The following is a 13,933-nucleotide window of genomic DNA, read 5'->3' as shown; positions in this document are numbered from 1 at the left end:
GCAACTATAGTTCTCCCAGAAGACGTTGAGCAACGGCGCGATACTCTTGGCTGAGCGGGTGATCGGGAAATTTCAAACAAAAAACGCCTTCACTAGCCAATCGCACAATGTCGGACGATAGAGAAAACATGCCAGCAACAGGAACGCCATAGGTCGTTTCTACGTTTTCGCGCAATGCGTCAAAACTCAAATCTGGCAATATTTTGTTAACCACAAACATGACATCGCGAACGTTGAGCTGACGAGCGACATCAAGCGCAACTGCTGTTCCCTGATAATCTTGCTTATCGGGTCGCAAAATGAGTAACAACACATGGCAAATTGCGATTGTCAAAAAAGTCTCTTTTGATAGCCCTGGATGGGTATCAATCAGTAAATAATCCAGATCTAATCGCTTCACTAATTGACGAAATCCATCATTCAACAGCTTAACGTCGTAGCCATCTTTCAAGATTCGTGCGATGTCATCAGCCCTTACGCTGGAGGGCACTAAATAAAGCTGCCCGTTGGATAAATTGAGGATGTTGCTAACGTCATATACAGCATCTTCAATCAAACATTCTCCCCATAAATAGCTGTTGAGCGTTTTGCTAATATCCATGGGCTCAAGCCCCAAAATGTTATGAATTCCAGGAGATGGAACATCGGTATCGACAACCCCGACTCGATACCCTTGAAGGGCGATCGCCGCTGCTAAATTTGCAGTTAAGTTTGATTTTCCTGTTCCGCCTCGATAGGAGTGAATTGAAATGACTTTTGGCATGGGGCATCACCAGATAGAAAACAGGTGTGAGTTGTATTGCCTTCTTTTTGCACGAATGCCACCGCTCTGATGTATTGAAGGCTTTATCCAAAACTGATAAACCAACCGAAGAATGGCAACGACCGTATCTAAAACAGCCAAAAATACACGGTCGTATTCATTCTGTAGAAGCAGAATAAAGACCAAAGCTGAATGTTGGCTGAGAAATTGCTGATAGTTTCTGAATAGGTGTGAATTTGGATAATTGTGAGTTTGATAATTGGCTTATCGCAAATTTTTGTAACGCGAAACCTTGCCCTGTTACGCCCTTGGCTATTTGAAAAGCCCAATCCTCTGAACGCATAGGCGATGAGAATTGGGCTGAAAAGTGATTAGTATTGAGATGATGACTAGAACTGGCTAGAGCGATCGCCGTTCAATCGTATCGGTTAAGCGCGTGACTGCATCTGTCAACGCTTGGTTGGACTCTACAATGGGATCGGGCGGCGTTTCCACCTCTTCAACCCGACGCAAGCGATTAAACGCTTTGATGAATAGAAACAAAATGAAGGCAATGATCAAAAAGTTGATCGTTGCGGAGATGAGTGGACCTACGGCTAACCCACCCACGCGAATATCATCAAAGCTCAAGTCTGCTGGAATGAAGGACTCAGTAATTAAAGCAACGAGAGCATCAACAATTCGACCAAAAGCAGCACCAATAATGACCCCAACCGCCAAATCGACGACGCTTCCTTTTAGGGCAAATTCTCTAAACTCACCGAAAAAGCCTCGAGTAGAACGAACTCCGCGGGCCATAGTTTCATCCTCACAATCAGATAATTGAATGAGTAGGGCTAATGTAAATCGTGTGATATCCAGCAATTGCTGAGAGTGGCTTGTTTGGGGAGACGTCCCAAATCAGCAGCGTAAACGCCACAGTTTGTGGTGTTCCAGCATATCGTAAAGGATCATAAAGAAATTTTCAGCTTTGACAAATATCTTGATGGGATTTACGCAGGCCGTCCAAAACATAGGGATTTTGCCCTGAGAACAGCTCTGTCATCTACATCGGTTCTAAACCTACCAATAAAAAAATAGGCCCACATCGCCGAAGCGATCGCAGACCTAATAGAACATCACAAATGAAGTGTTGAAATCTTGGTTACCAGCTTGAGATCACCCAACTTGAGGCAATCTGGACTCAAGCTTAGCGATTGGGCTGAGGAGTCATCCGCAGGTAGGGCTTAATTTCCGTCACACCTTTGGGAAACTTCTGCTTCGCTTCTTCGGTAGAGATAGAAGGAACGACCACGACATCTTCACCATCTTTCCAATCTACGGGAGTGGCAACGCCATAGTTGTCGGTCAGTTGCAACGAATCAATTACCCGCAGAATTTCGTAAAAGTTACGGCCGGTGCTCGGTGGATAGGTGATGGTTAGACGCAGCTTCTTCTGCGGATCGATGATGAAAACACTACGAACGGTGAGCTTGGCATTAGCATTGGGATGAATCATGCCATACAAGTCAGAAACTTTCTTGTCGGCATCAGCCAAGATGGGATAGTCTACCGTGGTGTTTTGGGTTTCGTTAATGTCGCAAATCCAACCAGCATGGGAATCGGCATCATCCACGCTTAGGGCGATCACTTTTACGCCACGCTTTTCGAACTCAGGGCGCAGTTTCGACACGCTACCGAGCTCGGTGGTGCAAACCGGAGTGTAGTCGGCAGGGTGAGAGAAAAGAACAACCCAGCTATCTCCGGCCCAATCGTAGAAGTTAATTTCGCCTTCGGAAGATTGTTGCGTAAAGTTGGGTACGGTATCACCAAGTTGAAGTGTCATAGAGAAAATCCTAGTCTAAGAAATTACGTTTCTTGGCTGTTTCTTCGTATTGTCTCACATAGGCCACTATTCCGAGCGGAGAGGCGAGGTTTGTTTACCCAAATTTAATTTTTGTAGGATTACACACTTCATTCAAAAAATCATTCAACTGCGTAAGTCCTGTTTTCTTTGGATGCGATCGCAGATTCAGGTTTGCTTGGGCCAATGCTGGCTGATCAATTTTTACCAGGCCACCATGCAAAGGTGGTTAAACAGTCTAATTATCCATCCATGTGCCAAGCGCTATGGGTGAGTTTGCAGAAACAGCCGGGTGTCTCAACGTTTAAGCGTATGTGCTGGTTGCGCTTTTAGTTGCGCTTTTAGTTGCACTTTTAAGAGATATACCGGACTTGATTTAAGATTGGGCAATGGTTTGGGGAAGGTTTTCTCCAAACTGCTTTATACCCTTTCGGTAGACAGGGAGGAGCGGCGATGTTTGCCAAGGGCGATCGCCAACGAGCCACCCACCACCAGCACCGCACCCAATACTCCAAGCCCCGTCAATCGTTCGGGCTCAATCCACTGAGGAAAGAACGGCAGAGCCCCATAGACCGAACTCATGGTAAACAATGGCGTGAGAGACAACACCGCACTCACCCGCGAGGCATCCCAATGGGCTAGTGCTTCGGCAAAAGCCCCATAGGCCACCAGCGTATTTAACGCGCTGAAGATGAGCATGGTCCACTCAATGCCGCTCATGCGAAGCAACTGCCCCGGATTTGCTACGGGCGTAAACAAAATAGCGCTGCCACCATAAATCATCAGCATGATTTGGGCTGAGGTGAGATGAAGGAGTAGCTGCTTTTGGGCGAGAGCATACACGGCCCAGGCGATCGCCGCCAGCACCACCATTCCTGTTCCTACCAAATACGTTTGCGAAGCGCCCAAAAGCTGCTTGAGCTGATCGTTAAAAAAGAGGGATAGCCCCGCGATGAGCACCGCTAATCCCGCCCACTGTAACTGCGTGTAGCGCTCCTTAAAAATCCATAGGGCTCCTATACCCATGCATACCGGAGCTAGTTGGATGATCACCTGTGAGTTGGTCGGCGATGTGAAGTCCAACCCTATGGAAAAAAGCCAGTAGTTGGCTGCCAAAAATAGAGTGGCGATCGCCACCAAACCAATGCCACCGCGCCGAACTTGTACCCAGGTGGGCAATTGCCGCCGATAGCCCAAGTACAGCCCTAATAAGCAAAACGCAACCAAAAACCGAAACCAAATCACCGTGTAAATGCCCGTAGCCTGGAAGCTAATTTTGAGGGCGATCGGCAAAACGCCCCATAGCAGTGCGGTGGCGATCGCCAGCGTAAACCCTAGCTGCCACCGTCCAGAACTTTGATGTAGCTCCATAACGCAATTAATACTCCAAGCCTTGTCGATGTCGCTTACCTATCGGCCATTTGAGGTCGTGGGATAGGTGTGGCGCTGACCCAGCCAACGATGGTTAAACTTGATGCGAACCAATCTTTGGCGTGCGTCTCAAAGGTTTAGCCTACGGGGTGAGTACGCGATCGCACTTCCTCCAACAGATTGAATCCTTTTGAATCCTTGAGGGAAAAATCCACGTTTCTGCCACAGGCTCTGGCTGTGCTGCACAGTGCCCGTCCTTCGCAGATTCACCCGGTCGAGTTCAACAAAATGCAACATTTTTTGCCACTTTTGCGGCAAGGTTGGTCTAATGAGGAGAAGCGCGATCGAACGGGTCTAGGCTTGAGCTTCAACCCGTTTCGCCAACCTGTTTTGCCAATGCATGTCGCAACCACTTTCGGGAACGAGCCTGAGCGATCGCCAATTTGCTAGACCCATGCTGTGGGCAACCTACGCACTGCGAGGGTTCCGCTCCTAGCTCTGGTTTGATTAGCATATCTATGCCTTCTACCCTTCATCTCCAGTGGCAATGGATACTTTTTTTGAACTCTTTTTTGGTGGGCTGCGTTGGCTCATCCATGGCATACAACCCCTGCTTGTGCCTATCTGCTTTGTGGCAGCGTGGGGCATTGTTGGCATCACCGCATGGAACCTGTGGGCCTCTATTCGTGATGGAGTGCAAAGGGCTCAGCAAATGCATCGCGTGCCCTGTTCCGAATGTCGCTTTTTCACAGGCGACTATCATTTAAAGTGTACGGTTCATCCCGACATGGCTTTGTCTGAAGAGGCGATCGATTGTCCCGATTATGAACCGTTGGGGAGTTTGGTCAGATTGTCCCGCACTCCTTAGTTCTACCCTCTTCGTTGTGATCACAATCCATGAAAGTGGTTTTGATTGGGCTCATTCGCAGCTATCGTGTGCTGATTTCGCCCCTGTTTCCTCCTGTGTGTCGATTTCAGCCAACCTGCTCGCAATACGCCATCGAGGCGATCGCCCGTTTTGGCAGCATAAAAGGAACCTGGCTCGCCATGCGTCGTATTGCGCGGTGTCATCCTCTGCATCCCGGTGGATACGACCCAGTCCCCGAAAAACTGCATGTTCACCCCTGCACCAACCCAACCGATCCCGATCATCCTTCCGATGAGCCCTAATTCACCATGCCATTGGTAATGCTCGGAAGAATCATAGTCTTGCACCCATCTTCAACAGCCCACGATTGCTTCAGCCTAATAAGGCTTGCATGGTTGCTCTGAAAGCACCAACCAAAAACAAGCCCCTGATTTCATCTACCCGCAGGGCAGACAAATCAAGAGCCAGATTTTTCTTCCAAAAAGTCGATTTTAGACGCTCAGTTTATCTCCCCAGTTCATCTCCATTGTGGAGAGCCCTTTCGAATGCTAGCTAACGTCAGTTCGGGTTAAGGGCTTTTTCCAACGGTCACGCAACGCGTGACCGTTGGAAAAAGCCCAGTTTTGTGTGCCTTGCGCACAAAACTGGGCTTTCTAGCTTGTCCAGAATTCACGTTAGTTACTATCTTCAGCGACAAACTTGGTAGGACGTGGATTGTCGCGATCGTCCTCATCTTCTGGGTCACCCACCATGTTGGGGCTGATGAGGGTAATGTCAAACTCGTCGGGTGGAACCGTTTGAATGGCATCCCGCTTGAGCAGATAGTAAACGGCCCAAACCTGAGGCCCAAACACAACCTTGTCTTGATCTTGCAGATCGTGAGCCTGAAGTTTGCGCCCATTAATCAGCAATCCATTGGCGCTGGGCTTCCCTTTTAGGTTGCCATCTACGATGCGGTAGTAATAGCTGCCATCTTCATTGGGCAACTGCACCAAGGTGGCATGTCGACGAGACACAAACTGAGACACCAGACGAATATCGCACTTGGGGTCTCTACCAATCGAATAGACAGGACTGTCGAGGGTGTACTCTCGACGTCCTTTGTTGTCTTCAACAATGAGTAGGTGGTGGTGACGAGATTCCGTCATTCGGCAATCAACCGCGCGTTACAAATGTGAATGAGGACTTCGACAAACTGATGCACTCGCGTAAGCAGAGTTTCATCAAACTTAGTGCATGGCCTGAATAACCTAACGAATTCTAGCTGATCTTGTCGAATGATTCGCAAAAAACTCTAGAACGATAGCATCAGTCGCACGATGGATTTTCTCTAATTGATCGCACGCTGTGGGTGTATCAACTGGAAAGCATCCTCGTTTACTATTCCCCACTTAGCCGGATTTTGCGCAGCAGCAGCGAATTTGTTACGACACTCACTGAACTCATGGCCATGAGGCCCCCTGCGACCGATGGGTTGAGGATGATTCCAAGGCTGGGCAGTAGCAGCCCTGCGGCAATCGGAATGCCCAAGATGTTGTAGGACATGGCCCAAAGCAGGTTTTGGCGAATTTTGTTGAAGGTGGCACGACTGAGCTGAATCGCGTTGACTACATCGTTGAGGCGATCGCCCATCAGCACAATATCGGAGGCTTCCATGGCGGCATCGGTGCCGGAGTGTAGGGCCAAGCTGACATCAGCTTGAGCCAGGGCGGGGGCATCGTTGATCCCATCACCGACCATGGCAACTCGATAGCCCTGATTTTGCAGTTGGGCAATGGCCTCAACTTTACCAGCCGGACTCATACCTGCCTGGAATCGGTCTGCGGCAAGCCCTAAGGTATTGGCTATGGCGGTGACGGTTTCGGGGCGATCGCCCGACAGTAAACGCACCTGTAGCCCCATCGCTTCCAAGGCTTGCACAGTTGCGATGGCATCAGAGCGCAGCACATCCATCGCGGCTAATATGCCCACTAATTGGGAGTTTGCCGCCATAAACACAACTGTTTTTCCGTGAGCGGCGATCGTATTTGCCTGGTTTTGCGCATCGGCTGACATTGCGACCTGCTGCTGCTCCATCCAATCTGCCGTTCCCAGCGCGATCGGTTGACCGTCAACCTCGGCCGAAACGCCAAAGCCAGCTTCGGTATGAAACTGCTGGGTAGACAGCAGGGGAAGCGATCGCTGTTGGGCCGCTTCTTGAATGGCGACAGCTAGGGGATGCTGGGTGCCACTCTCAACACTGGCGGCCAGTTGCAATAGGGTGTCTGTTGTAAACGCTGGCTGCAAGGGAACCACATCTGTAATGGTGGGATGCCCCGCCGTGAGGGTGCCTGTTTTATCGAAAACAACGGTGTGAAGCTGGTGCACGGTTTCCAAAACATCGCCACCCCGAATGAGGAGGCCATGCTCGGCTCCTAGGCTAGAGCCCACCAGCAGCGCAGTCGGGGTGGCTAAGCCCAGCGCACAAGGACACGCAATCACCAAAGTGGCGATCGCCAGCTTGAGCGACAGCACAAAGGGGTGCGGCAACGCAGGGGAAATGTCCGACATGGGCAGTGCAGAGGTCATGGCCTCCATGCCAGGTTGCACGATGCCAGGTTGCATCATGCCATGGGCGTGACCCATTGCCAAAATGCCGTGGCTGGCGATCGCATCGTGCCACAGGGGAATGCCCACAAAGTACCAAAACAAAAAGGTGAAGCTGGCGATCGCCATGACTCCATACGTAAAGTAGCCTGCCACCACATCGGCCAAGCGCTGAATCGGGGCTTTGCGAGTTTGCGCCGTTTCGACTAAGGAGATGATGTGAGCCAGCGTGGTATCGGCTCCGGTGCGCGTGGCCTTGAGGGCGATTGCCCCTGTTTGGTTTAGTGTTCCTGCTGACACGCGATCGCCCGGTTGCTTGAGTACCGGAGCCGACTCGCCTGTGAGCATTGCCTCGTCTACAGTGGTTTGACCGTCCACCACTTCGCCATCAACCGGAATTTTTTCGCCCGGCAGCACGCGCAACCACTCGCCCACGCGCACCCGGCTGACCGGAATTTCCACCCCAGCCTGTTCTGCCGAGGGAACCGCAATCAGCCTGGCCAGGGTGGGCTGTAGCGCAACCAACGATTGCAGTGACGATACGGCCTTGCTCCGCGCCTGCTGCTCTAAGGTGCGCCCCAGCAAAATAAAGCTCATCAGCATGACGGGCTCATCAAAAAAGCACTCCCATCCCAGGCTGGGCAGCGCAAGCGCCACCACACTGGTTAGATACGCGGTGAGCGTGCCCAAGCTCACCAGTGTATTCATGTTGGGCATGCCACGGAGTAGGCCACGCCATCCGTCCACAAGGATGTTGCGGCCAGGAAACAGCAGGGTGAGAGTCGCCAGCACGCCGTGTACCCAAATGTTGCTCAGCCCTGGCAAGTTCACCCCAAAGTAGCTGAGGTGGCCGATCGCCGAAAAAATGAGGAGCGTAAGGGCGATCGCCAACTGTTTGCGTCGTTCTTTTGCTTCTTGCTGCTGTCGCTCAGCGAGGTCAATTCGCCGCGTTTCGGTATCAGCTTCTTGCCCCGCAACCCATCGTAGTTGAGAGGGAAACCCAACCTCGGTCAACGCCTCGGCCAAGGTTTGAGGGTTGGCGATCGCAGCATCGTACTCCACCAAAGCCGCTTCCGTTACCAGGTTGACCGTTGCAGTGGCAACCCCCGGTTGTTTCAAGAGTTGGCTTTCAACAGCCCTCACACATCCGGCACACTTCATGCCACCAACATCAAAGGTTGCGGTTGTGGATAGGGCAGCAGACTCATCAGTCGGCTGGGCATTAGAAGCAGAATCAAGAGCTTGGGAACTGAGCTGCATAGGCGGCGCACAAGGATGTCATCTTTCATTGTGACAAGTCTATCGCCCGATTTCGCGTTCTTCGGCTCGTTTCTGCAAAAAGCGGGATGTTCCGGGTAGGCGACCCGCCCAATAAAGGTAGACCAGATAGGCGCTGGCTCCTACTTGTACGGGCAGCAGCACCAGCAAACTTTTGAGCACAAAGTGTGAGTCCAGGCTAGAAAATGAGCCAGCATACACCGCACTCACCAGCGCGATCGCCACAACTACATAAGCACGCTTCACTTTCATGGCTCTCCCACACAACTGGTTTCCAGTTTAGACGGGCGATCGCACAAAAAAACCATCGGTTTCGATGAACCGATGGCGCATTCTAACGTTCTTCATTTCAATTTCGGCAATTTGTTCGCTTCATGAATTAGCCATCGAATCAGAAGGCTAAACCATCGAATCGCTCACAGCTTCGTCGGCCATCCCATTCGACGACAAACCCACAATATCTTCGTAGGCAGCGGCGATCGCACAGGTTGTTAGGGGTGCTGTTACCAACATTCCTATGCCTACCAATAGGGCACCAACCATGTTAATGAGGAACAAAACGATCAAAAAGCCAAAAAAGCCAAACCAGCGCTTACTAATGAGTTTGCGACTGGTTTCCATAGCCTCCCAAAAATCAAATCGGCGATCGACCACAAATGGAATTGCAAACAGATATGAAACCGCCAAGTAAAGACCTGGAATGATCAGCAATGCAAATCCAATTCCGATCAAAATTCCAGTCAACAAATTGACCAAGAATAGGGGGAGAAAATTATTAAACCCTCGAAAGAAGTCACTAAAGCTAGAAGCTCGTTGCTTAATCGTCTTAAACGCAACAAGATAAAGACCGCCATAAATGGGGCCGGTGATGACGATACTGGCTAGGCTGCTAAGGCCACGCAAGCGTTCGGGTAGCAGGTTAAGCGCTGCAAAAAATACAAACAGTAATAGCGTAATTCCAATGTAAATTCCAAGATTTTGCTTGAGAATTTCCCATCCCCGACGGAGATACTTACCAATATCAACGGTGTAACCGCTCGCAATTAAATCTTCAATATTTCTGGAGCCGGAGTACATTGCTTCACTCCTAAATGTTACAAATGCTACTTGGGTGCCTGCATTTTACTTCAGCTTTTCCTGACTGGATAAAAAAGTAATGATCTCTCAACTTTCTTGATGATTAGCATTGATGTGCTTTGGGGAGGAGCCTGAATGTTAGAGGTTCGCTGGCTCTTGGTTTCGCAACAAGGCTCGATCTGCATCTAGATGTCTATGGACTTACGCAAGTCCACTAAATCTGGTGTGTTTATGCTGTGGGTTGGGTGCGTCGCACCCAACCCACAGCACCAATGCGTAAGTCCTGTGTCTAATGGATGTTGGATGTTGTTGGGCGACCAATTCGCTTTAGAATCGAGATTCTGGCGATCGCTCTAGCCTGCACATATTCACGCGAAAGGATTGAGGTTGTTAAACGATGGATGTAATTCCTGCTATTGACTTGCTGGGTGGGCGCTGTGTGCGCCTGTACCAGGGGGACTATGATCAATCCCAGGTTTTTGATGAAAATCCAGTGGCGGTAGCGCAGCAGTTTGTCGAGCAGGGGGCAACACGGCTGCACTTGGTTGATTTGGATGGCGCAAAGGCTGGGCGACCTGTCAATCAGGCAGTGATTGAGGCAATTGTGCAAACGGTCGGAGTTCCCGTAGAACTGGGCGGCGGATTGCGCGATCGCCAAAGTGTCGCCGACGTGCTGAGTTTAGGTATCCGCTGGGCGATTTTAGGGACAGTCGCGGTGGAAAATCCGGAGTTGGTGGCAGAGTTGTGTCAGGAGTTTCCGGGGCAAATCATTGTGGGCATTGACGCGCGTAATGGCAAAGTAGCGACGCGGGGCTGGTTGGAAACCTCGGAGGTAGAGGCGATCGCCTTGGCTCAGCAAATGGAGCAATTGGGCGTAGCGGCAATTATTTACACCGATATTCAGCGAGACGGAACCTTGCAAGGCCCAAACCAGCAAGCGCTGCGAGAATTAGCCGAGGCGATTTCGGTTCCGGTTATTGCTTCCGGTGGCGTGAGCTCGACTCGCGATTTGCTCAACCTGCTGGTGTTAGAACCTACAGGGGTGACTGGGGCAATTGTAGGAAAAGCCCTATACACAGGCGACTTATCGCTCAAGGAAGCAATTCGCGCCGTTGGACAGGGACGCTGGCAAGATATTCCTCCTGACTTTGGTTCGTCTACCTTGGCTTGATCAACACCCGTTCTGCTTTTGATGCACGGATGGGGAATGACAGGCTTTGTGAATTACCTGGGCGATTGCGCTAGGGCAAGAACGAAAAGGGGAGAATGATGCGATCGCATCATTCTCCCCTTTTGTTGACTAAATGTTCGTTGACTTGATGCGGTGTTCAGCTACTAAGCGCTGATCGTTGTTGCAGGCTTAAAATTCATATCGCGTGCAGCAACCATGCCATCCACCAAGCGATCCATCTCTTCACGAGTGTGCAGGGCATTCACCGTAATCCGCAAACGAGGCTTAGCGATGAACCAAATGGGCGATACCCACAGGCCGTAATCGTGCATTAGGATACGAGCAAACAACTTAGGATTCATCTCAGCGGGCAGCACCACGGGCACCACGTTGGTTTCCCCAATGGGCATGAAGTCGCTTTCGGCCAAGCGATCGCGCAAGTATCGAGTATTCGCCTGCAAACGCTCCACCAATTCAGGATGAGCCTGCACTTGACGCAGCGACTCCAGCGCCGCTGCCGTCAACGGGGGAGCCAGCGAACAAGTTCCAATCGACGTGGGTGACACATTCAACAAAGGCTTGAGTTCCGCAACAGGGCTGCTAATGGCTGCACCGACCGAGGCCCCAAACTTGGAGAAGGTAGACATGATTAGCGGAATCACACCCCGATCAAGCGCGTACTGAGGAGTAATCCCAAAATGCTCATAAATGCCACGTCCCGTCGCTCCCAACGCACCTGTGGCGTGGGCTTCGTCCATCACCAGCACGCTGTCGGGGTATTTGGACAAAATATCAATCATCTCAGGCAGAGGTGCAATGTCCCCATCCATGGAAAACACCGCATCGGACACCACCATGATGCGATCCTCAGGCTTGGCATAGCGCTTTAGCTTGCGTGCCATATCTTCCATGTCGCAGTGGCGATAGGCCCGCACCCGCACCCGAGGGCTGTAGCCAAACATTTTGCCAGAGCGAGTACCCGCATGGGCAAGCGCCGACACAATACAGCCATGGTTCAACACATCCGTCAGAATCAACGTTTCGCGATTATGTTGAAATCCAGGAACTGGAATCGCCAAATGGCAGAAGGCATCCATTAATGCCTGCATTGCCATCCACGCGTTCAAAAAGAGCTGAGTATGGGGAAGATGCTTAAACTTCGACACCTCTTCCTCAAGCTGGCGGTGCAGATCAATCCGGCCACTCAGCACTGAAGTAGAGCTGTTCGATGTCCCGAATTGAATAATCGAGTCGATCGCCGCCTGTTTTACCGCAGGATTTTGCACTAGACCAAGAACATCATTTGTGCAAAAGGTTAGCAGTTGATGACGCTTCCCTGTTTCTGCCTCTTCCACTTCAACGCGGTTTCCATCTTTGCTATGACAGATGTACTCGTCGGGGTCGAGCCCGCTCTCATACCAGCGCTGAACGTATTCTTTAACGACTTGCACAGTAAACTCCCCTCACCATAAGTTATCAACTACCTTTCCACCTCTGGCTAATCGACAATCATCCCAGGAAATGCCGTTCTAGCCCGACAATCTGCCCGATTCGGCTTTGGCACATGCCTAAAATAAGGCCATTTGCCACCTGTGCAGATCGTCAATCAGATTTTAAGAAGAGGCATCATAAGTTCAATTGTGACATTGAATGAATTGCTTCAAGATTACAGGCTGTGGTGCAAGAGCGTCTGCCTAAATGTGCCAGAGAATGACCCGGATCATCTAGTGGTGCTGTTCCACTTCTGCCTGGGGTGTGAAATTGTCCACCAAGCTTCATTGCGTGCTCTTCAATTGTCCACTGCATATCCAAGAGACGGGCCAGATACAGGAGTGGTCAATTCATCGTTCTGCACTAGATGACTCTTGGATTGAGATGATTGTTGCATAAATTGTTCGTATTGGCGGACAACTAAACGCTGTAGCGCGATGATGGCTGGATTAATTTCTACATAGCGACGCGATGAATTTTGCGCGTAATTCCGTTGCTCACTTTCCATCATCTCTACGTCCTGCATGAGGAATTTCATGAAGAACCGTTCGCGCACAAATCGCATGAGTGGTTCACGAATTGGATTGATGAGCCAGTTGGGCAGCGGCAATCGCAAAAACAACATGGAGAAGGAGCGAGTTTCTGCAGGGCCAACGGGTAAACGCATCAGGTACAGAGACGAGACACCTTCCATCGCGCTGTGGTAATGAGGATATTGGTAGTGAATATCCACAATACGAGTCGTGACGCCACCATCGTTGCTAAGACCGAGTACTTTAGTAATCCACCCTTTGTAGTACACGCGATAGCGCGCCCGTACATGATCGGCTGAGTCTTCAAGTTTGAGTAGCTCGGGGTCGTACCATCCCTGTAGGTTCTCATGCAAGAAGCCGTGGAAGACATCCATGGTGTTTTCGTTGCAGATGGAAAAGTGCGCCTGGAAGTGCCCGGTGATGGGAATGATGAAGCAGCTGGGGTCGTCGTATTCTGGCACGCTGGGCAGAGGACGACTATCGGCTAAGGCTGGGTCACCTGGAAACACCCACACGATGCCGTAGCGCTCTTGGGTGGGGTAGGTGCGGGCAGTGGCTGCGGGCAGTTTTTGGCCAGCGGGCAAATAGGGAATGCTGGCGCATTTACCATCGGTTGAGAACTCCCACCCGTGGTAGGGGCACACGAGGCAGCTATCTTTGACTTTGCCCTTGTGGAGTTCAACTCCTTTGTGGGGACAGGCATTTGCCATGGCGTGAACATGGCCTTGCTTATCGCGGTAGAGGGCGATCGCCTGCTGCCATACCACAACGGGAATGACCTGTTCGGGTTTGAGATCGTTGGCCCAGGAGACGGGATACCAGTGGTTGGGGTTGATGCCAACCTCACGCACCCGGTTTTGCACCGTTTGTCCTTTTAAATCTGTTGACAGTTCCATAGTGTGCTGTTTGCCTAGTAACGTTTCGCAAATGGCTGGTTGGCTATCACCAACTT

The 13,933-nt window shown here is 50.9% G+C and carries 13 protein-coding genes; 3 read left to right on the top strand and 10 right to left on the bottom strand.

Going from position 1 to position 13,933, the window contains the following annotated elements; all coding sequences use genetic code 11:
- Window positions 1-4: 4 nt before the first annotated feature.
- The 4 genes from ACQ4M4_RS17720 to ACQ4M4_RS17705 all read right to left on the bottom strand — a co-directional run bounded on the left by ACQ4M4_RS17720 (window position 5) and on the right by ACQ4M4_RS17705 (window position 3,977).
- Window positions 5-763: a MinD/ParA family ATP-binding protein gene (locus tag ACQ4M4_RS17720; RefSeq protein ID WP_430685777.1), complete on the bottom strand. Its 759-nt coding sequence runs from the start codon at window positions 761-763 to the stop codon at window positions 5-7.
- Window positions 764-1,162: 399 nt separating this feature from the next.
- Window positions 1,163-1,561 carry a large conductance mechanosensitive channel protein MscL gene (mscL, locus tag ACQ4M4_RS17715; RefSeq protein WP_430685776.1) on the bottom strand — a complete coding sequence of 133 codons (399 nt, stop codon included), beginning with the start codon at window positions 1,559-1,561 and terminating at the stop codon, window positions 1,163-1,165.
- A gap of 391 nt (window positions 1,562-1,952) precedes the next feature.
- A complete protein-coding gene (locus ACQ4M4_RS17710; RefSeq protein ID WP_430685775.1) occupies window positions 1,953-2,588 on the bottom strand; it encodes a peroxiredoxin in 636 nt (211 codons plus the stop codon).
- Window positions 2,589-3,026: 438 nt separating this feature from the next.
- Window positions 3,027-3,977, bottom strand: a complete 951-nt coding sequence (locus tag ACQ4M4_RS17705; RefSeq protein WP_430685774.1) for a DMT family transporter — start codon at window positions 3,975-3,977, stop codon at window positions 3,027-3,029.
- A gap of 547 nt (window positions 3,978-4,524) precedes the next feature.
- On the opposite strand from ACQ4M4_RS17705, the gene ACQ4M4_RS17700 reads away from it, so the two are divergent.
- Together ACQ4M4_RS17700 and yidD are read left to right on the top strand one after the other, a co-directional pair.
- Window positions 4,525-4,845, top strand: coding sequence for a hypothetical protein (locus ACQ4M4_RS17700; protein WP_430685773.1), 321 nt, complete (start codon window positions 4,525-4,527; stop codon window positions 4,843-4,845).
- A gap of 29 nt (window positions 4,846-4,874) precedes the next feature.
- Window positions 4,875-5,147: a membrane protein insertion efficiency factor YidD gene (gene yidD / locus ACQ4M4_RS17695; RefSeq protein ID WP_430685772.1), complete on the top strand. Its 273-nt coding sequence runs from the start codon at window positions 4,875-4,877 to the stop codon at window positions 5,145-5,147.
- Between the two features lie 372 nt (window positions 5,148-5,519).
- Here yidD and ACQ4M4_RS17690 read toward each other — a convergent pair whose 3' ends face one another.
- The 4 genes from ACQ4M4_RS17690 to ACQ4M4_RS17675 form a co-directional block, all read right to left on the bottom strand.
- Window positions 5,520-5,993, bottom strand: coding sequence for an FHA domain-containing protein (locus tag ACQ4M4_RS17690; protein ID WP_430685771.1), 474 nt, complete (start codon window positions 5,991-5,993; stop codon window positions 5,520-5,522).
- Window positions 5,994-6,225: 232 nt separating this feature from the next.
- Window positions 6,226-8,691 (bottom strand): heavy metal translocating P-type ATPase, encoded by a 2,466-nt coding sequence (locus tag ACQ4M4_RS17685; RefSeq protein ID WP_430685770.1) that lies wholly within the window; start codon window positions 8,689-8,691, stop codon window positions 6,226-6,228.
- 39 nt (window positions 8,692-8,730) lie between these two features.
- On the bottom strand, window positions 8,731-8,961 hold the full coding sequence (locus ACQ4M4_RS17680) for a hypothetical protein (protein ID WP_430685769.1): 231 nt from the start codon (window positions 8,959-8,961) through the stop codon (window positions 8,731-8,733).
- A 147-nt stretch (window positions 8,962-9,108) separates the two neighbouring features.
- A complete protein-coding gene (locus ACQ4M4_RS17675; RefSeq protein WP_430685768.1) occupies window positions 9,109-9,786 on the bottom strand; it encodes a hypothetical protein in 678 nt (225 codons plus the stop codon).
- A gap of 397 nt (window positions 9,787-10,183) precedes the next feature.
- Between ACQ4M4_RS17675 and hisA the strand changes: the two genes are divergently transcribed.
- Complete coding sequence (hisA, locus tag ACQ4M4_RS17670; protein WP_430685767.1) at window positions 10,184-10,957, top strand: 1-(5-phosphoribosyl)-5-[(5-phosphoribosylamino)methylideneamino]imidazole-4-carboxamide isomerase; 774 nt, start codon at window positions 10,184-10,186, stop codon at window positions 10,955-10,957.
- Between the two features lie 164 nt (window positions 10,958-11,121).
- Here hisA and ACQ4M4_RS17665 read toward each other — a convergent pair whose 3' ends face one another.
- A complete protein-coding gene (locus tag ACQ4M4_RS17665; protein ID WP_430685766.1) occupies window positions 11,122-12,408 on the bottom strand; it encodes an aminotransferase class I/II-fold pyridoxal phosphate-dependent enzyme in 1,287 nt (428 codons plus the stop codon).
- A gap of 338 nt (window positions 12,409-12,746) precedes the next feature.
- Window positions 12,747-13,877 (bottom strand): Rieske 2Fe-2S domain-containing protein, encoded by a 1,131-nt coding sequence (locus tag ACQ4M4_RS17660; protein WP_430685765.1) that lies wholly within the window; start codon window positions 13,875-13,877, stop codon window positions 12,747-12,749.
- Window positions 13,878-13,933: the final 56 nt, after the last annotated feature.

The sequence above is a fragment of the Leptolyngbya sp. AN02str genome (genome assembly GCF_050565595.1).
Classification (GTDB): Bacteria; Cyanobacteriota; Cyanobacteriia; order Elainellales; family Elainellaceae; genus Kaiparowitsia.
Note: the sequence above shows the minus strand (reverse complement) of the source record. Positions and strands in the feature narration are given on the sequence as shown.